General features: G+C 72.5%; 17 protein-coding genes and 1 pseudogene. 5 read left to right on the top strand and 13 right to left on the bottom strand.

Translation table 11 applies throughout. The features are described from left to right. Positions 1-20: 20 nt before the first annotated feature. Entirely contained in the window at positions 21-572 is a 552-nt protein-coding gene (locus K7862_RS35255) for a hypothetical protein (RefSeq protein WP_262414289.1), read from the top strand. A 103-nt stretch (positions 573-675) separates the two neighbouring features. Here K7862_RS35255 and K7862_RS35250 read toward each other — a convergent pair whose 3' ends face one another. Continuing rightward, a complete protein-coding gene (locus K7862_RS35250; protein ID WP_222969505.1) occupies positions 676-1,182 on the bottom strand; it encodes a GNAT family N-acetyltransferase in 507 nt (168 codons plus the stop codon). A 201-nt stretch (positions 1,183-1,383) separates the two neighbouring features. Next, complete coding sequence (locus tag K7862_RS35245; protein ID WP_222969503.1) at positions 1,384-1,944, bottom strand: RNA polymerase sigma factor; 561 nt, start codon at positions 1,942-1,944, stop codon at positions 1,384-1,386. Between the two features lie 290 nt (positions 1,945-2,234). On the opposite strand from K7862_RS35245, the gene K7862_RS35240 reads away from it, so the two are divergent. Next, entirely contained in the window at positions 2,235-2,903 is a 669-nt protein-coding gene (locus K7862_RS35240; protein WP_222969509.1) for a lysophospholipid acyltransferase family protein, read from the top strand. A gap of 112 nt (positions 2,904-3,015) precedes the next feature. Here the strand turns inward: K7862_RS35240 and argH are convergent, their stop codons facing one another. From argH to K7862_RS35200, 8 genes are all read right to left on the bottom strand, one after another. Then, entirely contained in the window at positions 3,016-4,464 is a 1,449-nt protein-coding gene (gene argH / locus K7862_RS35235; protein ID WP_222969501.1) for an argininosuccinate lyase, read from the bottom strand. Then, complete coding sequence (locus tag K7862_RS35230; protein WP_222969499.1) at positions 4,461-5,657, bottom strand: argininosuccinate synthase; 1,197 nt, start codon at positions 5,655-5,657, stop codon at positions 4,461-4,463. The genes argH and K7862_RS35230 overlap by 4 nt, the downstream gene beginning before the upstream one ends. 144 nt (positions 5,658-5,801) lie before the next feature. Next, positions 5,802-6,335 (bottom strand): arginine repressor, encoded by a 534-nt coding sequence (locus K7862_RS35225; protein WP_222969497.1) that lies wholly within the window; start codon positions 6,333-6,335, stop codon positions 5,802-5,804. Positions 6,336-6,342: 7 nt separating this feature from the next. Then, positions 6,343-7,554: an acetylornithine transaminase gene (locus K7862_RS35220; RefSeq protein WP_222969495.1), complete on the bottom strand. Its 1,212-nt coding sequence runs from the start codon at positions 7,552-7,554 to the stop codon at positions 6,343-6,345. Continuing rightward, entirely contained in the window at positions 7,551-8,516 is a 966-nt protein-coding gene (gene argB / locus K7862_RS35215) for an acetylglutamate kinase (protein ID WP_222969493.1), read from the bottom strand. The genes K7862_RS35220 and argB overlap by 4 nt, the downstream gene beginning before the upstream one ends. Continuing rightward, a complete protein-coding gene (argJ, locus tag K7862_RS35210; RefSeq protein WP_222969491.1) occupies positions 8,513-9,670 on the bottom strand; it encodes a bifunctional glutamate N-acetyltransferase/amino-acid acetyltransferase ArgJ in 1,158 nt (385 codons plus the stop codon). The genes argB and argJ overlap by 4 nt, the downstream gene beginning before the upstream one ends. A gap of 64 nt (positions 9,671-9,734) precedes the next feature. Next, the gene (argC, locus tag K7862_RS35205; protein ID WP_222969490.1) at positions 9,735-10,763 is read right to left on the bottom strand and encodes an N-acetyl-gamma-glutamyl-phosphate reductase; all 1,029 of its coding nucleotides are present in this window, start codon (positions 10,761-10,763) and stop codon (positions 9,735-9,737) included. A 134-nt stretch (positions 10,764-10,897) separates the two neighbouring features. Then, on the bottom strand, positions 10,898-12,232 hold the full coding sequence (locus tag K7862_RS35200) for a lanthionine synthetase LanC family protein (protein WP_262414286.1): 1,335 nt from the start codon (positions 12,230-12,232) through the stop codon (positions 10,898-10,900). A gap of 132 nt (positions 12,233-12,364) precedes the next feature. Here K7862_RS35200 and K7862_RS35195 point away from each other — a divergent pair, with 132 nt between their 5' ends. Beyond that, complete coding sequence (locus K7862_RS35195; protein WP_222969488.1) at positions 12,365-14,584, top strand: NADP-dependent isocitrate dehydrogenase; 2,220 nt, start codon at positions 12,365-12,367, stop codon at positions 14,582-14,584. 185 nt (positions 14,585-14,769) lie between these two features. On the opposite strand, the gene K7862_RS35190 is transcribed toward K7862_RS35195, so the two are convergent. Both K7862_RS35190 and K7862_RS35185 read right to left on the bottom strand, forming a co-directional pair. Next, positions 14,770-15,912 (bottom strand): methyltransferase, encoded by a 1,143-nt coding sequence (locus K7862_RS35190; RefSeq protein WP_222969486.1) that lies wholly within the window; start codon positions 15,910-15,912, stop codon positions 14,770-14,772. A gap of 65 nt (positions 15,913-15,977) precedes the next feature. Continuing rightward, the gene (locus K7862_RS35185) at positions 15,978-17,255 is read right to left on the bottom strand and encodes a glycoside hydrolase family 10-like protein (protein ID WP_222969484.1); all 1,278 of its coding nucleotides are present in this window, start codon (positions 17,253-17,255) and stop codon (positions 15,978-15,980) included. Between the two features lie 935 nt (positions 17,256-18,190). Here K7862_RS35185 and K7862_RS35180 point away from each other — a divergent pair. Then, positions 18,191-20,923, top strand: coding sequence for a cellulose binding domain-containing protein (locus tag K7862_RS35180; protein ID WP_222969482.1), 2,733 nt, complete (start codon positions 18,191-18,193; stop codon positions 20,921-20,923). A 130-nt stretch (positions 20,924-21,053) separates the two neighbouring features. Then, positions 21,054-21,911 carry a 3-hydroxybutyryl-CoA dehydrogenase gene (locus tag K7862_RS35175; protein WP_222969480.1) on the top strand — a complete coding sequence of 286 codons (858 nt, stop codon included), beginning with the start codon at positions 21,054-21,056 and terminating at the stop codon, positions 21,909-21,911. Positions 21,912-21,947: 36 nt separating this feature from the next. Here the strand turns inward: K7862_RS35175 and K7862_RS35170 are convergent. After that, positions 21,948-22,128, bottom strand: a pseudogene (locus tag K7862_RS35170) (ABC transporter ATP-binding protein); the annotation flags it as partial.

Genomic DNA, 22,128 nt, shown 5'->3' with positions numbered 1-22,128 from the left:
CCAGATCTGGGGGGCCGGGCATGGCTGAGGGCAGCGAGACCGGTGAGAGCACGGAGGAGACGGACGTGACCGCGGACCCGACCACAGCCGGTACCGGCGTGGGGACGAAGCCCGGAGAGGCGCAGGCGGCCCGGGCTGCCGGCATCGGCACCGGCCCGGGACGGCTGCTGCTGTGGCTGTACGGCGTCTTCACGGTCGCCGCGCTGTCCCGCTCGATCGTGCAGATCAGCATGAAGTTCCACCACGCGCCGCTGGCCTACACGCTCTCCGCGGTGGCCGGCGTGGTCTACGCGGTGATCCTCGTCGCGCTGTCCAAGGGCGGTGAGTCGGCCCGCCGGGTCGCGCTGGTGTGCTGCTCCGTCGAACTGCTGGGCGTGCTGGCCGTCGGCACGATGACGGTGGTCGACTCCTCGGCGTTCGCCGACTCGACGGTGTGGTCGTACTACGGCGTGGACTACCTGCTGATCCCGCTGGCACTGCCCGTCACGGGTCTGCTGTGGCTGCGGCGGGCCGGACGCGAGGCGCGCGAGGCCGCGGTTCCGCGGCAGGCCACCGCCGGGGAGCAGAGCTAGCTCCCGCTCCCCCGCGGACGCACAGCGTCAGGCCCCGCCGGCCGGAGCGGACTCCGGGCGGCGGGGCCTGACGGTGACGGACCCGACGGTGACGGGCGCCGGTTCAGGCGCTCGCGGCGTACGTGGTGGTCGGCACGTCCTTCTCCATGTGGACCAGGCTCAGCCGGCGCGTGACCGGCTCGGCGACGCCGACCTGCGCGTAGCCGAGCTTGCGGTACATCCGCAGGTTGACCTCGCTGCGGTGCCCGGTGAACAGCCGGTACCGCTTGGCCTCCGCCTCGTCGGCCAGCCGTACCTCCAGGGCCGACAGCAGGCGGCCGCCGAGGCCGTGCCGCTGCAGCCGCGGGTGCACGATCAGCTTGCCGATACGGGCGGTCCCGTCCATGTCGACGGCCCCGCGCACGGAGCCGACGACCTCCTCGCCCAGGCGCGCGACCAGCACGACGGACTGCGCGAGTTCGGCGCGCAGGTCGTCGAGGGTCTGGGTGAGCGGCTCGATGGTGTAGTCGCCGTACAACTCCGCCTCGCCCTGGTAGCAGAGGTACTGGAGTTTCAGGATCTTCTCGGCGTCACTGTGGTCCGCCGTAGAGATGGTCACGCTCATGCCCATGGGCGCAGGCCTCCCCTTCGAATGCGTCCGGGCAGTTGAGGGTGGTGTGCGCCCGGAACGAGTGCCTGAGCGGAGTTGGTGCGGATGTGCGCCGCCTCCGTGGCGCCGATGATCGCACAAACCCTCCGGCCGGGCACCGCACCGCGAGGCCCGTCTCAGTCCCGTCCCAGCGTGCCAAGGGTGCCCGCTGCCGCTGACTGTTTACCGTGCATTACCCCGCCCCGACGGGGATCCAACCCTCGAATCCAGGATCGTTCGGAGACAGCCGAGACACCGCGAGCGCAGCGGCCCGAGACTGCCCTGTGAGATTCCCAACTCCCGGGAGATTTCCCGGTAAGTGGGGTCGGAACGGGACATCAGGGCCGTCACGACCTCCGGGCACCGGCCGGGCAGCCGGCGCACCGCGGCCCGCACCCGGCGGCGCTGGTCGGCGGCGATCACCAGGTCCTCCACGCCGCGGGCGCCGCGGGCCGCCGGACCGCCGGCGTCGTCGAGCCCGAAGTCGGCGTAGGGGTGCTGGTGGCGGGTGGTGCCGGCGGCGGCTCTCGCCTCGGCGCGCACCGCCCGCCGGATCCAGCCGCCGGGTTCGACGGGCGGCGCCGGCCGCTCCAGCAGCCGCAGCCAGACGGCCTGTTCGAGGTCGGCGGCCTCGACGCGGCCGGGCAGCTCCGCGGCCGCGGCGGCGGCCTCGGCGGCCAGCAGCGGCCGCAGCCGGGCGTAGGAGCCGCGCTCGTCGTGCGGGTGGTCGGTGCGGAGGTGCATGGGGATGTGCATACCGGCCGCCACGCGGCGGCCGCTCCCGGCGGTCGCCGCGCGCGGCCCTGTTCACCGGTTCTCCGCCCCGTCTTTCACCTGAAGGTGTGGCCGCTCGGTCGCGGGGCTGCCACGGCCCCACCGCTTGCGTCACCCGTGTCAAGAGTGTGCTGCGGGCGGATGAACCCGGCGTGCGCGAGTTCCGGATGCGGAAGTATCGTCCTTGCGTACGGGCCGGTAGGGTCGGCCCTGCGCCCCGTCGACCATGACCGACCTGACCGGAGGGTCCGTTGTCCCGCTTGTCCCGCAGCGTGCTCAAGGTGATTCTCGGTGTGCTGATGCGCGTGCTGTTCCGCCCCGCGGTCGAGGGCCTGGAGCGCATTCCGGGTGACGGCCCGGTGATCCTGGCCGGCAACCATGTGACGTTCATCGACTCGATGTTCCTGTCGCTGGTGGTCGAGCGGCAGGTGTACTTCATCGGCAAGGACGAGTACGTGACCGGCAAGGGCGTCAAGGGCCGGCTGATGGCGTGGTTCTTCACCACCTGCGGCATGATCCCGGTCGACCGGGACGGCGGGCACGGCGGCGTCGCCGCGCTGATGACCGGACGCCGGGTGCTGGAGGAGGGCAAGATCTTCGGCATCTACCCCGAGGGCACCCGCTCCCCCGACGGCCGGCTGTACCGCGGCCGGACCGGCATCGCGCGCCTGACCCTGATGACGGGCGCGCCCGTGGTGCCGTTCGCCATGGTCGGCACCGACAAGGTGCAGCCGGGCGGCAAGGGCATGCCCCGCATCGCGCCGGTCACCATCCGCTTCGGCCGCCCGCTGGACTTCTCCCGCTACGACGGCATGGACCGCGACCGCTACGTGCTGCGGGCCGTCACCGACGAGGTGATGAGCCACGTGATGAACCTGTCCGGCCAGGAGTACGTGGACATCTACGCCACCAAGGCGAAGGCCGCCTGAGCCCGGGGGACGCCGCGGGGCCCGCGCCCCGCACGCCTTTCCCGCACCACGACGAACGAGGGGCGGGCCCGGATCACCGGGCCCGCCCCTCGTCGGTGTCGGTACCGTCCGCCTACGCCCGCTTGGCGTCGGCCCACGCGTGCTGGGCCGCCAGGTTCTCCCTGACCTCGGCCAGCTGGACCGCCACGGCGCTCGGCGCGGTCCCGCCGCGTCCGCTGCGGGACGCGAGCGCCCCCGGGACGCTGAGCACGCCACGCACCTCCGGGGTCAGGTGCGGCGAGATCGCGGCGAACTGCTCGTCCGTCAGCTGGTCCAGCTCGATGCCCTCGGCCTCGCAGACCTTGACGCACGCACCGGCGACCTCGTGCGCGACCCGGAAGGGCACGCCCTGCCGGACCAGCCACTCGGCGATGTCGGTGGCGAGCGAGAACCCGGCCGGGGCCAGCTCCTCCATCCGCTCGCGGTGGACCGTCAGGGTGGCCATCATCCCGGTGAGCGCCGGCAGCAGGACCTCGAGCTGGTCGCAGGAGTCGAAGACCGGCTCCTTGTCCTCCTGCAGGTCCCGGTTGTAGGCCAGCGGCAGCGCCTTGAGGGTGGCCAGCAGCCCGGTGAGGTTGCCGATCAGCCGCCCGGACTTGCCGCGGGCGAGCTCCGCGATGTCCGGGTTCTTCTTCTGCGGCATGATCGACGAACCGGTGGAGAAGGCGTCGTGCAGCGTCACGAAGGAGAACTCCTTCGTGTTCCACAGGATCACCTCCTCGGCGATCCGCGAGAGGTTGACGCCGATCATGGCGGTGACGAAGGCGAACTCGGCCGCGAAGTCGCGTGAGGCGGTGCCGTCGATGGAGTTGGCCACGCTGCCGTGCTCGAATCCCAGGTCCCGGGCCACGGCCTCGGGGTCCAGGCCGAGCGAGGAACCGGCCAGCGCACCGGAGCCGTAGGGGGACACGGCGGTCCGCTCGTCCCACTGCCGCAGCCGTTCCGCGTCGCGGGACAGCGCCTGCACATGGGCCAGCACGTGGTGCGCGAAGAGCACCGGCTGGGCGTGCTGAAGGTGGGTGCGGCCGGGCATCGCGGTGTCCGGGTGGGCCTCGGCGAGGCCCACCAGCGCATCCTGGAGGTCGGCGATCAGGCCGCCGACGATCCGGGCGTGGTCGCGCAGGTACATCCGGAAGAGCGTGGCGATCTGGTCGTTGCGGGACCGGCCGGCCCGCAGCTTGCCGCCGAGCTCGGGGCCGATCCGCTCGACCAGTCCGCGCTCCAGCGCGGTGTGCACGTCCTCGTCGGCCACCGTCATGGTGAACGCGCCGGCCGCGACGTCGGCCTCCAGCCGGTCCAGACCCGCGGTCATCCGCTGCAGTTCGTCGGTGGTGAGCAGGCCCGCGGCGTGCAGCACCCGGGCGTGCGCCCGCGACCCGGCGATGTCGTAGGGGGCGAGCCGGTGGTCGAAGTGCACCGACGCGGAGAGCCGCTCCAGGGCGGCGGAGGGGCCGTCGGCGAACCGGCCGCCCCACAGCTTGCCGCCGCCGGCCTCCGGCGCGCTCCCCTCGGCGCCGCTCACTGCGCGAGGTCCCGCTTGGCCGCGATCTTGCTGGACATGCCGAAGATCTCGATGAAGCCCTTGGACAGCGACTGGTCGAAGGTGTCGCCGGTGTCGTAGGTGGCCAGGTTGAAGTCGTACAGCGAGGTGGCGGACTTCCGGCCGTTGACGACCGCCCGGCCGCCGTGCAGGACCATCCGGATCTCACCGGAGACGTGCTGGTTGGCCTCGGCGATGAAGCCGTCGAGCGCCCGCTTGAGCGGCGAGAACCACAGGCCGTCGTAGACCAGCTCGCCCCAGCGCTGCTCCACCTGCCGCTTGAACCGGGCGAGTTCACGCTCGACGGTGACGCTCTCCAGCTCCTGGTGCGCGGTGATCAGGGCGATCGCGCCGGGGGCCTCGTAGATCTCCCGGGACTTGATGCCGACCAGCCGGTCCTCGACCATGTCGATCCGGCCGATGCCCTGGGCGCCGGCCCGCAGGTTCATCTGCTGGATGGCCTCCAGCGGGGTGACCGGCGTGCCGTCGATGGCGACCGGGACGCCCTTGTCGAAGGTGATGACGACCTCGTCCGGGTCCCGCGGGGTGGCGGGGTTCTGCGTGTACTCGTAGACCTCCTCGATCGGCGCGTTCCAGATGTCCTCCAGGAACCCGGTCTCGACGGCCCGCCCGAAGACGTTCTGGTCGATGGAGTACGGGGACTTCTTGGTGGTCGCGATCGGGAGGTTCTTCTCCTCGCAGAAGGCGATGGCCTTGTCGCGGGTCATGGCGTAGTCCCGGACCGGCGCGATGCACTTCAGGCCGGGCGCCAGCGAGGAGATGCCGGCCTCGAACCGCACCTGGTCGTTGCCCTTGCCGGTGCAGCCGTGGGCGACGGTGTCGGCGCCGTGCTTCTGGGCCGCCGCCACCAGGTGCTTGACGATGGCGGGCCGGGAGAGCGCCGAGACCAGCGGGTAGCGGTCCATGTAGAGCGCGTTGGCCTGGATCGCCGGCAGGCAGTACTCCTGGGCGAACTCGTCCCTGGCGTCCGCGACCTCGGCTTCGACGGCACCGCAGGCGAGCGCGCGCTTGCGGATGACGTCCAGGTCCTCGCCGCCCTGGCCGACGTCGACCGCCACGGCGATGACGTCGGCGCCGGTCTCCTCGGCGATCCAGCCGATGGCGACGGAGGTGTCAAGACCGCCTGAGTAGGCGAGTACGACGCGCTCGGTCACGGGTCTCTCCTTACGATGCATACGCTGACTGGTATAAGTATGCACTGCTCTGTATGACTCGTCAACGCAGCAGGTCAGCGTGGGTTTCCTGCGGCGCACAGAGGTCAGTCGGTGGGGCTGGGCGCGGCAGGTCCGCGCCCGGGGCTACCCCTCGCCCTGGGCGAGGCGCAGCAGGTGGTCCGCGAGCTTGGCGCCGCCCGCGGGGTCGCGGCTGATGAGTACCACGGTGTCGTCGCCGGCAATCGTGCCGAGGATGTCGTAGACCTCGGCCGCGTCGATGGCGGAGGCGAGGAACTGCGCGGCGCCCGGCGGGGTCCGCACCACCACGAGGTTCGCCGACGCCTCGGCGGAGATGAGCAGTTCGCCGGCCAGCCGGCGCATCCGCTCCTCCTTCACCGACTCGCCCAGCGGCGCCTGCGGGGTGCGGAAACCGCCCTCCGAGGGCACGGCGTAGATCAGCTCGCCGTCGTTGGTGCGGATCTTGACCGCACCGAGCTCGTCGAGGTCGCGGCTGAGCGTCGCCTGGGTGACGCTCAGCCCGTCGTCGGCGAGCAGCTTGGCGAGCTGGCTCTGGGAGCGGACCGGCAGCCGGCCCAGGATGTCCACGATCCTGCGGTGCCGTGCCGTACGGGTCTGGGGAACGGCCTGTCCGCTGCCGTGTGCCTGCGCCTCGCTCATCGTCGCGTCATTCTCCGTCTGACTCCCGGGACGCCCGGTACTCCTGGTACACGTGGTCGAGAACGCCGGGCAGCGCCCGGAGGTACGCGTCCGTCTGCTCGTCGCCGACGATGAGCGGAGGGGCGAGCCGCACCGTGCCCGGCACGGCCGCGTTCACCAGGAAACCGGCATCCTGAGCCGCTTGCTGGATCTGTGCGGCGAGCGGCTCGGTGAGCACCATACCGATCAGCAGGCCCGCACCGCGCACATGATCGACCAGGGGGTGTTGCAGGGCCTCGATGCCCTCCCGCAGTTTCTCGCCCTGCCGCTTGACGTTGTCCAGCACGCCCTCGGCGGCGATCGTCTCCAGCACGGCGAGCGCGGCGGCGCACGCGACCGGGTTGCCGCCGAAGGTCGTGCCGTGGGCGCCGGGCGTGAGCAGGTCCGCGGCAGGGCCGAAGGCGAGGGCGGCGCCGATCGGCAGCCCGCCGCCCAGGCCCTTGGCCAGCGTGATGATGTCGGGCTCCACCCCCTGGGCCTGGCACTCGAACCAGTGCCCGGTCCTGCCGATGCCGGTCTGCACCTCGTCCAGCACCAGCAGGGTGCCGGTGGCCGCGGTGATCTCCCGGGCGGCCCGCAGATATCCGGCGGGCGGCACCACGACGCCGTTCTCGCCCTGGATGGGTTCGAGGATCACCAGCGCGGTGTCGGTGGTGACCGCGGCGCGCAGCGCGTCGGTGTCGCCGTACGGGACGTGGGTGACGTCGCCGGGCAGCGGCTGGAAGGGGTCGCGCTTCTTCGGCTGGCCGGTGAGCGCGAGCGAGCCCATGGTGCGCCCGTGGAAGCCGCCTTCGGTGGCGACCATGCCGGTGCGGCCGGTGAGCCGGCCGATCTTGAACGCGGCCTCGTTGGCCTCCGCGCCGGAGTTGGCGAAGAAGACCCGGCCGGACCGTCCGCTGAGCTGCAGCAGCTTCTCGGCGAGGGCGACCGGGGGTTCGGCGACGAAGAGGTTGGAGACGTGCCCGAGCTGAGAGATCTGCCGGGACACGGCCGCGACGACCGCCGGGTGGCCGGTGCCGAGCGCGTTGACCGCGATCCCGCCGACGAAGTCGGTGTAGGACCGGCCGTCGGCGTCCCAGAGGGTGGCGCCCTCTCCGCGGACCAGCGGGATCCGGGGCGTGCCGTAGTTGTCCATCAGCGACCCCTGCCACCGCCGGGTCAGCTCCTGGTTGCCGGTCATGCCACTCCCCCTGTCCGTACCGCGGTCCCGGCGGCGCCGGGCCCGGTGGTGTCGTCCGGCACGACCATCGTGCCGATGCCCTCGTCGGTGAAGATCTCCAGCAGGATCGAGTGCTGGACCCGGCCGTCGATGACGCGGGCGGTGTGCACGCCGTTGCGCACGGCGTGCAGGCAGCCCTCCATCTTCGGCGCCATGCCGCTGGAGAGCTCGGGCAGCAGCTTCTCCAGTTCGGTGGCGGTCAGCCGGCTGATCACGTCGTCGCTGTTCGGCCAGTCCTCGTAGAGGCCCTCGACGTCGGTGAGCACCATGAGGGTCTCGGCGCCGAGGGCGGCGGCCAGCGCGGCGGCCGCGGTGTCGGCGTTGACGTTGTAGATGTGGCCGTCGTCCTCGGCGCGGGCGATGGAGGAGACGACCGGGATGCGGCCGTCCTCCAGCAGCGCCTCGATCGCGCCGGTGTCGATGGCGGTGATCTCACCGACCCGGCCGATGTCCACCGGTTCGCCGTCGATCCGCGGGTAGTGCTTGACGGCGGTGATGGTGTGGGCGTCCTCGCCGGTGAGGCCGACGGCCAGCGGGCCGTGCTGGTTGAGCAGGCCGACCAGCTCGCGCTGCACCTGTCCGGCCAGCACCATCCGCACGACGTCCATCGCCTCGGGCGTGGTCACCCGCAGGCCCGCCTTGAACTCGCTGACCAGGCCGTGCCGGTCGAGCTGGGCGCTGATCTGCGGGCCGCCGCCGTGCACCACGACGGGCCGCAGCCCGGCGTGCCGCAGGAACACCACGTCCTGGGCGAACGCGGCCTTCAGCGCGTCGTCCACCATGGCGTTGCCGCCGAACTTGATGACCACCGTCTTGCCGTGGTGCCGGGTCAGCCAGGGCAGCGCCTCGACGAGGACCTGGGCCTTGGGCAGCGCGGTGTGCTTGCGCGGGGTCACCCCGGGCCGGGGTGCGGGGGTCGTCATGAGCTGTACGCGCTGTTCTCGTGGACGTAGTCGGCCGTCAGGTCGTTGGTCCAGATGACGGCGGACCGGTCGCCGGCGGCCAGGTCGGCGGTGACGGTGACCTCGCGGAAGCGCATGTCGACCAGGTCGCGGTCGTCGCCGACCGAGCCGTCGCGGCACACCCACACGCCGTTGATGGCCACGTTGAGCCGGTCGGGCTCGAAGGCGGCGGCGGTCGTGCCGATGGCGGACAGCACCCGGCCCCAGTTGGGGTCCTCGCCGTGGATGGCGCACTTGAGCAGGTTGTTGCGGGCGATGGACCGGCCGACCTCGACGGCGTCCTCCTCGGTCGCGGCGTTGACCACCTCGACCTTGATGTCCTTGGACGCGCCCTCGGCGTCGCCGATGAGCTGCCGGGCCAGGTCCTGGCACACGGTCCGCACGGCGTCAGCGAAGTCGCCGTACTCCGGGACGGTCCCGGACGCGCCGGAGGCCAGCAGCAGCACGGTGTCGTTGGTGGACATGCAGCCGTCGGAGTCGACCCGGTCGAAGGTCTGCCGGGTGGCGTCGCGCAGGGCCTTGTCCAGGGTGCCGGCGTCCACGTCGGCGTCGGTGGTGAGCACCACGAGCATGGTGGCCAGGCCGGGGGCGAGCATGCCCGCGCCCTTGGCCATGCCGCCGACGGCCCAGGCGCCGCCGGGGCCGGTGGCCACGGCCGTCTTGTGCACGGTGTCGGTGGTCTTGATGGCGACGGCGGCCTTCTCGCCACCGTGCGCGGACAGTTCGGCGGCCGCGGCCTCGACGCCGGGCAGCAGCTTGTCCATCGGCAGCAGCACGCCGATCAGCCCGGTGGAGGCCACCGCGACCTCGCCCGCGCTGTGGCCGAGCACCTCGGCGGCCTTCTCGGCGGTGGCGTGGGTGTCCTGGAAGCCCTGGGGGCCGGTGCAGGCGTTGGCGCCGCCGGAGTTGAGGACGACGGCGGTCACCGCGCCGCCCTTGACGACCTGTTCCGACCACAGGACCGGCGCTGCCTTGACGCGGTTGGAGGTGAAGACGCCGGCAGCGGCGCGGCTCGGGCCGGTGTTCACCACCAGGGCCAGGTCCGGCCTGCCGTTCGCCTTGATCCCGGCGGCGATGCCCGCCGCCGTGAATCCCTTCGCTGCGGTCACGCTCACGCTGAACTCCTCCTCGCTTCTTGTCCTGTTGCTCCGGGTGCTCCCGCCACCGCGCTCGCGCGGCTCAGGGCGCGACACCCGTCAGGGGCAGTCCCGTGGTCTCGGGGAGGCCCAGGGCGATGTTCATGCTCTGCACCGCGCCCCCCGCGGTGCCCTTGGTCAGGTTGTCCAGGGCGCTGATCGCGACGACCCGGCCGGCCGCCTCGTCCAGGGCGACCTGCACGTGGACGGCGTTGGAGCCGTAGACCGAGGCGGTGGCGGGCCACTGCCCCTCGGGCAGCAGGTGCACGAACGGCTCGTCGGCGAACGCCTTGGCGTAGGCGGCGCGGACGTCGGCGGCGGTCACACCGGGACGCGCTCTGGCCGAGCAGGTCGCCAGGATGCCGCGGGGCATCGGCGCGAGGGTCGGCGTGAAGGACACGCTCACCGGCTCGCCGGCGGCCGCGCTGAGGTTCTGGATCATCTCCGGGGTGTGCCGGTGGCCGCCGCCGACGCCGTAGGGACTCATCGAGCCCATGACCTCCGAGCCCAGCAGGTGCGGCTTGGCCGCCTTGCCGGCGCCCGAGGTGCCGGAGGCGGCGACGATCACCGCCTCGTTCTCGACGAGCGCCCCCGCGTAGGCCGGGAACAGGGCGAGCGAGACGGCCGTCGGGTAGCAGCCGGGGACCGCGACGCGCTTGGACCCCTCCAGCGCGGCGCGGCCCCCCGGCAGTTCCGGCAGCCCGTACGGCCAGGTGCCCGCGTGCGGCGAGCCGTAGAACCGCTCCCAGTCGGCGGCATCCCTGAGCCTGAAGTCGGCGCCCATGTCGACGACGAGGGCGCCCTCCCCCAGTTGCTCGGCGACGGCCGCGGACTGGCCGTGCGGCAGGGCGAGGAAGACCACGTCGTGCCCGGCCAGCACCTCGGCCGTGGTCGGCTCGAGCACCCGCCCGGCCAGCGGCAGCAGGTGCGGCTGGAGCGACACGAGCGGCTGCCCGGCGTTGGAGTTGCCGGTCACCGCCCCGATCTCCACGTCCGGGTGCCCGGCCAGCAGCCTGAGCGCCTCTCCGCCCGCGTACCCGCTGGCTCCCGCCACCGCCACCCGCACTGCCATCGAGTCCTCCTCAGCATCGACAGCATGACTATACGAGCTTCCGCACTTTTATGCAAAGCCCTTTGCGGGTGACGAGGCGAGGAAGAAGCGAGAGGAAAGCGGGGAGGGGAGCCGCCCCAGGCGGCTCCGCCAGGTCACGCGGTGACGCGGAGCCGGGCCGGGACGGCCCACCACTGGTCGGGACGGTCGACGACGGGAGCGTCCGGGCCGGTCTCCAGGCAGCGGGCGAACCGCAGCAGGTAGGCCGCGATACCCGCCGCGCCCTGCATCCAGCCCGTGCCCGGTGGCAGCAGCGGCGGGTCCGCGCGGTGCTCGACGAAGCGCCAGCGGGCGCCCGCCCCGTCCCTGACCGCCCGCTCGACGAGGGCGTCGGCCATCGTGCGCGCCGCCCGCAGCAGCGTCTCGCGACGCTCCGGCACACCGCAGTCCTGCGCCGCGTCCAGCAGGATGTCGCCGACCCCCGCGGTGCCGCAGCAGCGGCCGTCGTTGTCCCAGAAGCCGGGACGCAGCCGCCGCGGCACCCCCGAGGTGAGGACCGAGGTCAGGCACCGGTCCCGCAGCTCGGCGACGGTGTGTCCGGCCACCTCCTCCACCCCGGCCCGCGCCAGCGCCGCGAACAGCAGCGAGGTGCCCGCCGGGCCGTGGCACCAGGTGTACGTCACCGGCTCCACCTCCCGGCGCGACGGCGGGACGGTGTGCGGGACGGCGAGGCCGCCGTCCGCCAGGGAGCCGAGCGACAGGACGTGCCGGGCCCCCTCGACCGCGGCCTCGACGAAGTCGCCGCGGTCGAGTGCCGCGCCCGCGACGGCCAGGGCGGCCGCGATCCCGGCGGTGCCGTGCGAGTAGTTCGGCAGCCGTGACGCCGCGCCGGGCGTCATGCCCCAGTCCAGTCCCGCCTGCGTCCGGTCGGCCGCCCGCAGCAGTGCCTCGCCGCCGGTCGCCGCGATCGCCGCCGCGTCCTCGCCACCCGCCCAGACCGCCGCCATCACCACGCCGGCGGACCCCATGACGACGTCGGTCAGCGGCGCGTCGGAACCCGGTTCGAACTCCAGGGTGGTCCGCCAGCCCCCGGGGGTGGCGAGCTCGGCCAGCCGTCGCAGGGCCGCCTTCTCGGCCCCGGGCGCGAGCAGCCTGAGAGCGGTGGCGTGGCCGGCCAGGCCGTCGTACAGCGAGGCCTCGCGCTGTGCCGCGGCCCGGTCGGTCAGCCGGCCCACGATGCCGCCGGCCAGGGCCTGCTCGCGTGCGTCGAGCTCCCGGTGGCGGGCGATCTCGGCGAGCACCGGGGCCAGCCCGGCGATCCCCTCGTAGAGCGAGTCGCGGTGCTCCCCCGGCCCCTCGGCCTCCCGCGGGTCCGCCGCGCCCTCCGGCACCGTCACCGGCAGCCACGGGCCCTCGTCCTCGGCTGTCCGGTCCAGCACCCACGACCAGGCACTCTCGCCCAGCTCCCGGTACACGTCCTCGATCGGCATCGGGCCACGCTAGCCGCTCCGGCACAGCCGCCACCACGACGGCGGCCCGGAGACCAGGGCGCTGTCACAGTGCGGGCCGCGTCGGGATATCTTGATATCAAGCAATGTTGGAGACTGGAGCGGAGTAACCCGGTGGCTGACTCGACCATCATCTATACCCACACCGACGAGGCCCCGGCCCTGGCGACGTACTCGTTCTTGCCTGTGGTCCAGGCGTATGCCGCGACGGCCGGGGTCGGCGTCGAGACCCGTGACATCTCGCTGGCGGGCCGCATCATCGCCCACTTCCCCGAGTACCTCCAGGAGAGCCGGCGCATCGACGACGCGCTCGCCGAGCTCGGTGAGCTCGCGCAGACGCCGGCGGCGAACATCATCAAGCTGCCGAACATCTCGGCCTCGATCCCGCAGCTCAAGGCGGCGATCGCCGAGCTGCAGGAGCAGGGCTACACGCTGCCCGAGTACCCGGACGACCCGAAGACCGACGAGGAGCGCGAGATCCGCGCCCGCTACGACCGGGTCAAGGGCAGCGCGGTGAACCCGGTGCTGCGCGAGGGCAACTCCGACCGCCGGGCCGCCGCCGCGGTCAAGAACTACGCCAAGGCCCACCCGCACCGCATGGGTGCCTGGAGCGCCGACTCGAAGACGAACGTGGCCACCATGGGCGTCGACGACTTCCGCTCCACCGAGAAGTCCGCGGTCGTGCCCGGCGCCGGCTCCCTGCGCATCGAGCTCGCCGGGGACGACGGCAGCACCACGGTGCTGCGCGAGTCCGTCAAGGTCCTCGACGGCGAGGTCGTCGACGCCTCCGTGATGCGCGTCGCGGCGCTCCGCGAGTTCCTGACCGCCCAGGTGGCCCGCGCCAAGGCCGAGGGCGTGCTGTTCTCCGTCCACCTGAAGGCCACGATGATGAAGGTCTCCGACCCGATCATCTTCGGTCACGTGGTCCGGGCGTTCTTCCCCAAGACCTTCTCCGAGTACGGCTCGGTGCTCGCCGCCGCCGGCCTGACGCCGAACGACGGCCTCGGCGGCATCCTCAAGGGCATCGAGGCGCTGCCCGAGGGCGCCGCGATCAAGGCGTCGATCGACGCCGAGCTGGCCGAGGGCCCGGCGCTGGCCATGGTCGACTCCGACCGCGGCATCACCAACCTGCACGTGCCCAGCGACGTCATCGTCGACGCGTCGATGCCGGCCATGATCCGCACGTCCGGCCACATGTGGGGCCCGGACGGCGAGGAGGCCGACACCCTCGCGGTGCTGCCCGACAGCAGCTACTCCGGCGTCTACCAGGCCGTCCTCGACGACTGCCGCGCGCACGGCGCCTACGACCCGGCCACCATGGGCTCGGTGCCCAACGTCGGCCTGATGGCGCAGAAGGCCGAGGAGTACGGCAGCCACGACAAGACCTTCGAGATCCCGGTCACCGGCACCGTCCGCGTCGTGGACGAGGCCGGCACCGTCGTGCTGGAGCAGGTCGTCGGCGCCGGCGACATCTTCCGGATGTGCCAGACCAAGGACCTGCCGATCCAGGACTGGGTCAAGCTGGCCGTCTCCCGTGCCCGCGCCACCGGCGACCCGGCCGTCTTCTGGCTGGACGAGAACCGCGCCCACGACGCGCAGCTCATCGCCAAGGTCCGCCGGTACCTGCCGGAGCACGACACCGAGGGCCTGCAGATCGAGATCATGTCGCCGGTCGAGGCCACCGCGTTCTCGCTGGAGCGCATCCGCCGCGGCGAGAACACCATCTCGGTGACCGGCAACGTGCTGCGTGACTACCTGACCGACCTGTTCCCGATCCTGGAGCTGGGCACCAGCGCCAAGATGCTGTCGATCGTCCCGCTGATGAACGGCGGCGGCCTGTTCGAGACGGGCGCGGGCGGCTCCGCCCCCAAGCACGTGCAGCAGCTGGTGAAGGAGAACTACCTGCGCTGGGACAGCCTCGGCGAGTTCCTGGCGCTGGCGGTCAGCTTCGAGCACCTCGCCCAGACCACGGGCAACGCGCGGGCGCAGGTCCTGGCCGACACCCTGGACCGCGCGACCGGCACCTTCCTCAACGAGGACAAGTCGCCGAGCCGCCGGCTGGGCGGGATCGACAACCGCGGCAGCCACTTCTACCTGGCCCTGTACTGGGCCCAGGAGCTGGCCAGGCAGACCGACGACGCGCAGCTCGCCGAGGCGTTCGCGCCGCTGGCGAAGACGCTGACCGAGGCCGAGCAGACGATCGTCGACGAGCTGATCGCCGTGCAGGGCTCGCCGGCCGACATCGGCGGCTACTACCAGCCCGACCCGGCCAAGGCCGCGGCCGTGATGCGCCCGTCGGCGACGTTCAACCAGGCAATCGCCTCGCTCGCCTGACCACCTCCGCGGCGTTCCGGCGCCGCACGCGACCGCCCCGGCCGGCAGCACGCCCGGCCGGGGCGGTCGGCGTTCCGGGGGCGGCATCGGAGCGTGCGCGCGTACGAGGTGGCGTCCGGACGTCGGGGCACGGCGGGTCCTCGGCCGCGGGCGGCCGCCGTCAGTGCCCGGGGAGCCGGCCGCGGTCAGTGCTTGACGGCCCGCAGGACGACGAACTTCGGGTCGGACGCGACCACCTGGCAGTCGCCGAACAGCCGGCGCAGCCGCACGTGGTAGCCCAGGTGGCGGTTGCCCACCACCCACAGCTCGCCGCCCGGCCGCAGGGCCGCGCGCGCACCGCCGAACATCCGGCGGGCGGTGCTGTCGCTGGTCGCCCGGTGCGAGTGGAACGGCGGGTTGTTGAGCACCAGGTCGGCACTGTCCGCGGCGACCGCCGCGAGCGCGTCGCCGACCAGGAACTCCGCCTTGGTGCCGGGGTCCGCGTTCTCCCGGAAGGTGGCCTCGGCCGACGCCACCGCCTGGTGGGACTCGTCGACGAACAGCACGTCGGAGTCCGGGTTGGCCAGTGCCGCCGCGGTGCCCACGATCCCGTTGCCGCAGCCGAGGTCGACCACCCGGTCGGGGCCGCGGCGCTCGGGCAGGTGCCGCAGCAGCAGCCGGGTGCCGATGTCGAGGCGGTCCGCGCAGAACACCCCGGCGTGGTTGGTGACGGTGCGCCCCGAGAGCGGGCCGATGGCGTCGGGCAGGGCGTACCGCAGCGGCCAGGGGCTGGGCCCCGGGCTGAGGTCCGGGTCGGGCGCGGCGAGGATCAGCCGCGCCTTGCGGACGGCCGGCGAGGTGCGGGTGGGCCCGATGATCCGCTCGAACAGCCGCAGCGTGGAGGTGTGGATCTCGCTGACCATGCCAGCGCCGACGACGACGGTGCCCGCGTGGACGGCGGGCGCCAGCCGGTGCAGCTGGTCCTCCAGCAGCGCCAGGCTCTTGGGCACGCGGACCAGCAGTACGTCGATCCGCCGCGGCGGGGTGTCCCGCGTCGACAGCAGCCGCACGGTGGCGTCCGGGGCGTTGCGCCGCAGGTTCGCCAGAGTGGCCTGCTGGCCGAGGTGGGAGTCGGAGATCTGCGTCGGCGCGAAGCCGGCGAGCGCGGTGACGAGGGCGCCCCACCGGTCCCCCACGGCGACGACCTCGCCGGAGAGGTCGACGCCCTCCTCCGCGAGGTGGCCGAGCAGATAGCTGTCGGCCGCGTCCCATGCCTGGAGCTGCTCCCGCGGCTCGGCCGGGAAGCGGCTCATCTCCGGTGCGCCCCACGGCGTGCTGAATCGACCCATCGCCCTCTCACCCTACGGCCTGCGACCGGATGCCCCGGCCGCGGGCCGCAGGGGAGGCGGCGGGGTCAGGGGGTGCGCACCCGCGTCGGGTAGTGGTCGGCCACGACCTTGGTCATGGCGCCCAGCGGATCGGCCGCGACCTCCTTCGCCGAGTACCAGACGTTGCCGCGCACCTGGGGGTGGTCCGCGTCGAAGTCGAGGTGGCGGGAGAGCTCGGCCGGGTCCTGCCAGGCGGCGGGCTGGCCCGCGACGCCCACCTTGTAGACGGCCTCGCCGATGTAGAGCTGGACCCGGGTGTGGTTCACCACGTCGGACCACCAGGGCACCAGCACGCCGTAGTCGGCCGCGGCGAACCCGATGTTCCAGTAGACCTGCGGGCAGATGTAGTCCAGCCAGCCCTCCTTGACCCACTTGCGGGTGTCGGCGTGCAGGTCGTCGTACGTCTGCACGCCCGCCGTGGTCGCCGAGCCGGCCGGGTCGGTGGCCGCGTTGCGCCACACGCCGAACGGGCTGATGCCGAACTTCGTGGTGGGCCGGATCGCCTTGATGCCGACGGCGGTCTCCAGGACGAGCCGGTCGCAGTTGTCGCGGCGCCAGGCGTCGCGGTCGGTGAAGCCGCCGCCGTACGCGGCCCAGGCCGCGTCGTCGTCGAAGGTCTGCCCGGCGACGGGGTACGGGTAGAAGTAGTCGTCCCAGTGGACCGCGTCCAGCGGGTAGCGGCGGACGGCGTCCAGGATCGCGTCCTCCACGAAGCGCCGGACCTCCGGGATGCCCGGGTTGTAGTAGAGCTTGCCGCCGTACGGGACGATCCACTCCGGGTGCAGCCGGGCCGGGTGGGTCGGCACCAGCTTGCTGACGTCGGTCGACATGGAGACGCGGTAGGGGTTGAACCAGGCGTGCAGCTCCAGGCCACGCCGGTGCGCCTCGTGGACCGCGGTGCCCAGTGGGTCCCAGCCCGGGTCCTGCCCCTGCGTGCCCGTCAGGTACTGCGACCACGGCTCGTAGGGCGAGGGCCAGAAGGCGTCCGCGGTGGGCCGCACCTGGAACATCACGGCGTTGAACCGGCGTTCGACGGCCAGGTCGAGCAGGTCGAGCAGTTCCTGGCGCTGCTGGTCGGGGCTGAGCCCCGGCGCGGAGGGCCAGTTGGTGTTGGCCACGGTGGCGATCCACATCCCGCGCATCTGGCGGTGCGGGCGGGGGTGGCCGGCCGGCGGGCCGGCCGGGGCGGTGTCGCTCCGCGCGGCGGCGGGCTCGGCCGCGGCGGCACTGCCTGCGGGCAGCGCGGTGGCGGCGAGGGCGCCGGCGGCCACGGCGGTGAAGGAGCGTCTCGAAAGCGGGTCCATGGGTTGCCTCCTGATCTTCCGTCACGATCCGCCGATGATGGAGGTATTCGGCCATGGCGGCAACCGCGGATTGGTCTATACCTCGGGCTGCCCCGAGCTCCTCCCCCTTCCTCGGCCCGAGGCCGGCCCCGGCATCCGGGGTGCCCCGGGGACTCGTCTGCCGTGCCCGGCGCCGTCGTGGCTCGTCGCGCAGTTCCCCGCGCCCCTTTCGGGGCACCTCCTGCCCCTTGCGGTGCGTTGCCGACTGCTGCGCCGTCGTGGCTGTTCGCGCAGTTCCCCGCGCCCCTGTTATCGCTTGCCGTTCGTTCGTCTGTTGGGGGCAGTCCGGAAGCGTCTCCTCGGACTGTGCATGGCGGGTTCTTCCTTTCAGCCGGCCGGGCGGATGCACATTCCTGCGGGGAGCGCTTCCTCCCCACCCCCTGGCAGTGAAAGTGGCCGCAGGGGGTGTTACCGGGGTACCGCTGTACTGCCCAGGCGGCCCCATGGACGACCAAGGGGGTGGGGAGGAAGCGCTCCCCGCAAGGACTTGTGCACACCCCCGCCCAGCCCGTTCGGGAGAACGGTCACCCACAAGTCCGAGGAGACGCTTCCGGACTGCCCCCAACGTGCGGACAAACGGCACGTGATTCAGGGGCGCGAGGTCCCCCAGACTTCGTCCGGGAGGTGCCCCCAGCGCGACAGGCCACGACGGCGCAGCAGTCGGCAACGCACCGCAAGGGGAACCCCGGAAGCCGAAGGGGGTGCGGGCAACCCACCTCCGGGCGGAGGACGGGGATGCGCATCCGGGGGCACCCCGGAGGTCGAATCGGGCTACCGGGCTGGAAGCCGCACCTCTTTTGGGCCGCCGGAACCCCCGATAACATCGGACCACTTATGGGAGCGCTCCCATAAGTGGCGAGCACAGCCCCGTCCACCCCCCACCTCGAGGACGCCTCATGCTCCGCAGACCCCTCGCCGCGCTCGTCGCGGCCCTCTCCCTGATCGGCGGTGCCGTCACCGCGGCCACCGCCGCGACCTCGGCGGCGCCGCGAACCGCCACCCCGGCCGCGGCCGAGTCCTACACCTGGAAGAACGTGCAGATCGGCGGGGGCGGCTTCGTCCCCGGCATCGTCTTCAACCAGTCGGAGAAGAACCTCGCCTACGCCCGCACCGACATCGGCGGCGCCTACCGCTGGGACCAGTCCAGCGGCTCCTGGATCCCGCTGCTGGACGCGGTGGACTGGGACCACTGGGGCCGGACCGGCGTGGTGAGCCTGGCCACCGACGCCCTCGCCCCCGACAGGGTGTACGCCGCCGTCGGCACGTACACCAACAGCTGGGACCCGGGCACGGGCGCGGTGCTCCGCTCCTCCGACCGCGGCGCCACCTGGCAGGCCACCGACCTGCCGTTCAAGCTCGGCGGCAACATGCCCGGCCGCGGCATGGGCGAGCGGCTGGCGATCGACCCGAACAAGGACAGCGTCCTCTACCTCGGCACACCCAGCGGCAACGGCCTGTGGCGCAGCACCGACGCGGGCGTGACCTGGTCCAAGGTCACCGCGTTCCCCAACCCCGGGAACTACGCGGACGACCCGTCGGACACCAGCGGCTACAACAGCGACAACCAGGGGGTCGTCTGGGTGACCTTCGACCCCACGACCGGGACCAGGGGCAGCACCACGCAGACGGTGTACGTGGGCGTCGCCGACAAGGACAACACCGTCTACCGGTCGACCGACGGCGGCGCCACCTGGGCGCGGCTGGCCGGCCAGCCCACCGGCTACATCGCCCACAAGGGCGTCCTCGACGCGGTGAACGGCTACCTCTACCCGACCACCAGCGACACCGGCGGCCCCTACGACGGCGCCAAGGGCCAGGTCTGGCGGTACGCCACCAGGACCGGCACCTGGACCGACATCAGTCCCATGGCCGACGCGGACACCTACTTCGGGTACTCCGGCCTCACCGTCGACCGGCAGCACCCGGGCACGATCATGGTCAGCGGCTACAGCTCCTGGTGGCCGGACACCCTGATCTTCCGCTCGACCGACAGCGGCGCCACCTGGACCCGCGCCTGGGACTACACCAGTTACCCGAACCGTTCCGACCGCTACACCATGGACGTCTCCTCGGTGCCGTGGCTGACCTTCGGCGCCAACCCCTCGCCGCCCGAGCAGACGCCCAAGCTGGGCTGGATGACCGAGGCGATGGAGATCGACCCGTTCGACTCCGACCGCATGTGGTACGGCACCGGCGCGACCGTCTACGGCACGAACGACCTCACCGACTGGGACACCCCCGGCGGGAAGATCACCATCCGGCCCAATGTGAAGGGCCTGGAGGAGACCGCGGTCAACGAGCTGGTCAGCCCCCCGTCGGGCGCCCCGCTGCTCAGCGCGCTCGGCGACATCGACGGGTTCCGGCACACCGATGTGACCAAGGTGCCGGCGATGATGTTCCGGCAGCCGGACTTCACCACCTCCACCGGGCTGGACTACGCGGAGGCCGATCCGTCGGTCCTGGTCAGGTCGGGCAACGCCGACTCCGGCGCCCACATCGCCTTCTCCACCGACGACGGCGCCGACTGGTTCGCCGGGACCGACCCGTCCGGGGTGACCGGCGGCGGCACGGTCGCCGCCGCGGCCGACGGCAGCCGCTTCCTGTGGAGCCCGGCCGGCACCGGCGTCGACTACTCGGTGGGCTTCGGCGGTTCGTGGAGCGCGTCGAGCGGTGTGCCGTCCGGCGCGGTGATCGGCGCGGACCGGGTGAACCCCAGGAAGTTCTACGCCTTCTCGGCCGGCAGGTTCTACGTCAGCACCGACGGCGGGGCGGGCTTCACCGCCACCGCCGCCACCGGCCTGCCGTCCTCGGGCACCGTCCACTTCAAGGCGCGGCCCGGCGCCGAGGGCGACATCTGGCTCGCCGGCGGGACGTCCGGCGGCGTCTACGGCCTGTGGCACTCCACCGATTCCGGCGCCTCGTTCACCAAGGTCACGGCCGTGCAGGAGGCCGACAACATCGGTTTCGGCAAGGCCGCGCCCGGCGCGAGCTACCAGGCCCTCTACAGCAGCGCCAAGATCGGCGGGGTGCGCGGCATCTACCGCTCCACCGACGCCGGCGCCAGCTGGACGAGGATCAACGACAACGCCCACCAGTACGGCTGGACGGGCGGCGCGATCACCGGTGATCCGCGGATGTTCGGGCGGGTGTACGTCGGCACCAACGGCCGCGGGATCGTCTACGGCGACAGTTCCGGTTCCACCGGCACCACACCCCCGACGACTCCGCCCACCACACCTCCGACGACTCCGCCCACAACCCCGCCCACCACACCTCCGACGACTCCGCCGACCACCCCTCCCCCGGCGGGCGGCTGCCAGGTCGCGTACACGGTCACCAACCAGTGGCCGGGCGGCTTCCAGGCGTCGGTGACGGTGACGAACGCCGGCGGCACCGCGCTCAACGGGTGGACGCTTCTCTGGTCCTTCGCCGGGGACGAGACCATCACCTCGCTGTGGAGCGCGAAGTTCGGCCAGAGCGGCAGGGCGGTGACGGTCACCCCGCCGGACTGGGCGACGACACTGCCCGCCGGCGGGACCGCCACGTTCGGCTTCACCGGCTCGTCGTCGGGGACACCGGCGGTGCCCGCGGCCTTCCGCCTCAACGGCACGACCTGCGCCAGGGGCTGAGCTCCGCACCACCGGGATTCCCGGTGCCGGGGGGACCGGCAGCTCCCGGTCCCCCCGGCACCGTCCCGTCCGGGCAGCGGTAACGTCTGTCCGGTAGACGTAGTGGGGCGGAGCAGCGAGGGGCTGACGAGTGAGTGACATCCAGCGCGTCGGAGTGGTCGGCGCGGGCCAGATGGGTTCGGGCATCGCCGAGGTGTGCGCGAAGGCGGGTCTCGACGTCCGGGTCGCCGAGACCACCGGTGAGGCGCTGGAGCTGGGCCGTGCCCGGCTCACCACCTCGCTCGGCAAGGCCGCGGAGCGCGGCAAGATCACCGAGAAGGAGCGCGACGAGGCGCTGGGCCGGCTGACCTTCACCACCGACCTCGGCGAGTTCGCCGACCGCGATCTGGTGATCGAGGCCGTGGTGGAGAACGAGCAGGTCAAGACGGACATCTTCCGTGTCCTCGACCAGGTGGTGACCCGCCGCGACGCGATCCTGGCCTCCAACACCTCCTCCATCCCGCTGGTCCGGCTCGCGGTCGCCACCTCGCGGCCCGACCACGTGCTCGGCATCCACTTCTTCAACCCGGCGCCGGTCCAGCGCCTGGTCGAGGTCATCCCGGCGCTGACGACCTCCAGCGACACCGTCAAGCGCGCCGAGCACCTGGTCACCGAGGTGCTGGACAAGCACGCGATCCGCGCGCAGGACCGCTCGGGCTTCGTGGTGAACGCCCTGCTGGTGCCGTACCTGCTGTCGGCGATCCGGATGTTCGAGTCGGGCATCGCGACCCGTGAGGACATCGACAACGGCATGGAGATGGGCTGCGCCCACCCGATGGGTCCGCTCAAGCTCTCCGACCTGATCGGCCTGGACACCATCGCGGCGATCGCCGACTCCATGTACGCCGAGTACAAGGAGCCGCTGTACGCCGCCCCGCCGATCCTGCAGCGCATGGTCGACGCGGGACGCCTCGGCCGGAAGTCCGGCGCCGGCTTCTACAGCTACTGAGGTCTCCGCCCGCGCCCGGGTGCCGCGGCGGCCGGTTCAGCGGCCGCCGTGGTCCTCGTAGGCGCGGACCACCTCGTCGGTGGGGCCGTCCATCAGCAGTTCGCCCTGCTCGATCCACAGCACCCGGTCGCATGTGTCGCGGATCGAGTTGTTGTTGTGGCTGACCAGGAAGACCGTGCCGGCCTCCTTGCGCAGCTCCCGGATCCGCTCCTCCGAG

Source organism: Actinacidiphila acidipaludis, assembly GCF_019890725.1.
Lineage (GTDB): Bacteria > Actinomycetota > Actinomycetes > Streptomycetales > Streptomycetaceae > Actinacidiphila > Actinacidiphila acidipaludis.
The sequence above is the reverse complement of the archived record's forward strand: the minus strand, read 5'-3'. Positions and strand labels throughout refer to the sequence as shown.

Bases quoted from the DNA above. Each gene is read 5' to 3' on its own strand.
- K7862_RS35180 (WP_222969482.1), top strand. From the start codon at position 18,191: ATGCTCCGCAGACCCCTCGCCGCGCTCGTCGCGGCCCTCTCCCTGATC.
- K7862_RS35225 (WP_222969497.1), bottom strand. From the start codon at position 6,335: ATGAGCGAGGCGCAGGCACACGGCAGCGGACAGGCCGTTCCCCAGACC.
- K7862_RS35250 (WP_222969505.1), bottom strand. From the start codon at position 1,182: ATGGGCATGAGCGTGACCATCTCTACGGCGGACCACAGTGACGCCGAG.
- K7862_RS35245 (WP_222969503.1), bottom strand. From the start codon at position 1,944: ATGCACCTCCGCACCGACCACCCGCACGACGAGCGCGGCTCCTACGCC.
- argC (WP_222969490.1), bottom strand. From the start codon at position 10,763: ATGGCAGTGCGGGTGGCGGTGGCGGGAGCCAGCGGGTACGCGGGCGGA.
- K7862_RS35190 (WP_222969486.1), bottom strand. From the start codon at position 15,912: ATGGGTCGATTCAGCACGCCGTGGGGCGCACCGGAGATGAGCCGCTTC.
- K7862_RS35185 (WP_222969484.1), bottom strand. From the start codon at position 17,255: ATGGACCCGCTTTCGAGACGCTCCTTCACCGCCGTGGCCGCCGGCGCC.
- K7862_RS35255 (WP_262414289.1), top strand. From the start codon at position 21: ATGGCTGAGGGCAGCGAGACCGGTGAGAGCACGGAGGAGACGGACGTG.
- K7862_RS35200 (WP_262414286.1), bottom strand. From the start codon at position 12,232: ATGCCGATCGAGGACGTGTACCGGGAGCTGGGCGAGAGTGCCTGGTCG.
- argB (WP_222969493.1), bottom strand. From the start codon at position 8,516: ATGACGACCCCCGCACCCCGGCCCGGGGTGACCCCGCGCAAGCACACC.
- K7862_RS35220 (WP_222969495.1), bottom strand. From the start codon at position 7,554: ATGACCGGCAACCAGGAGCTGACCCGGCGGTGGCAGGGGTCGCTGATG.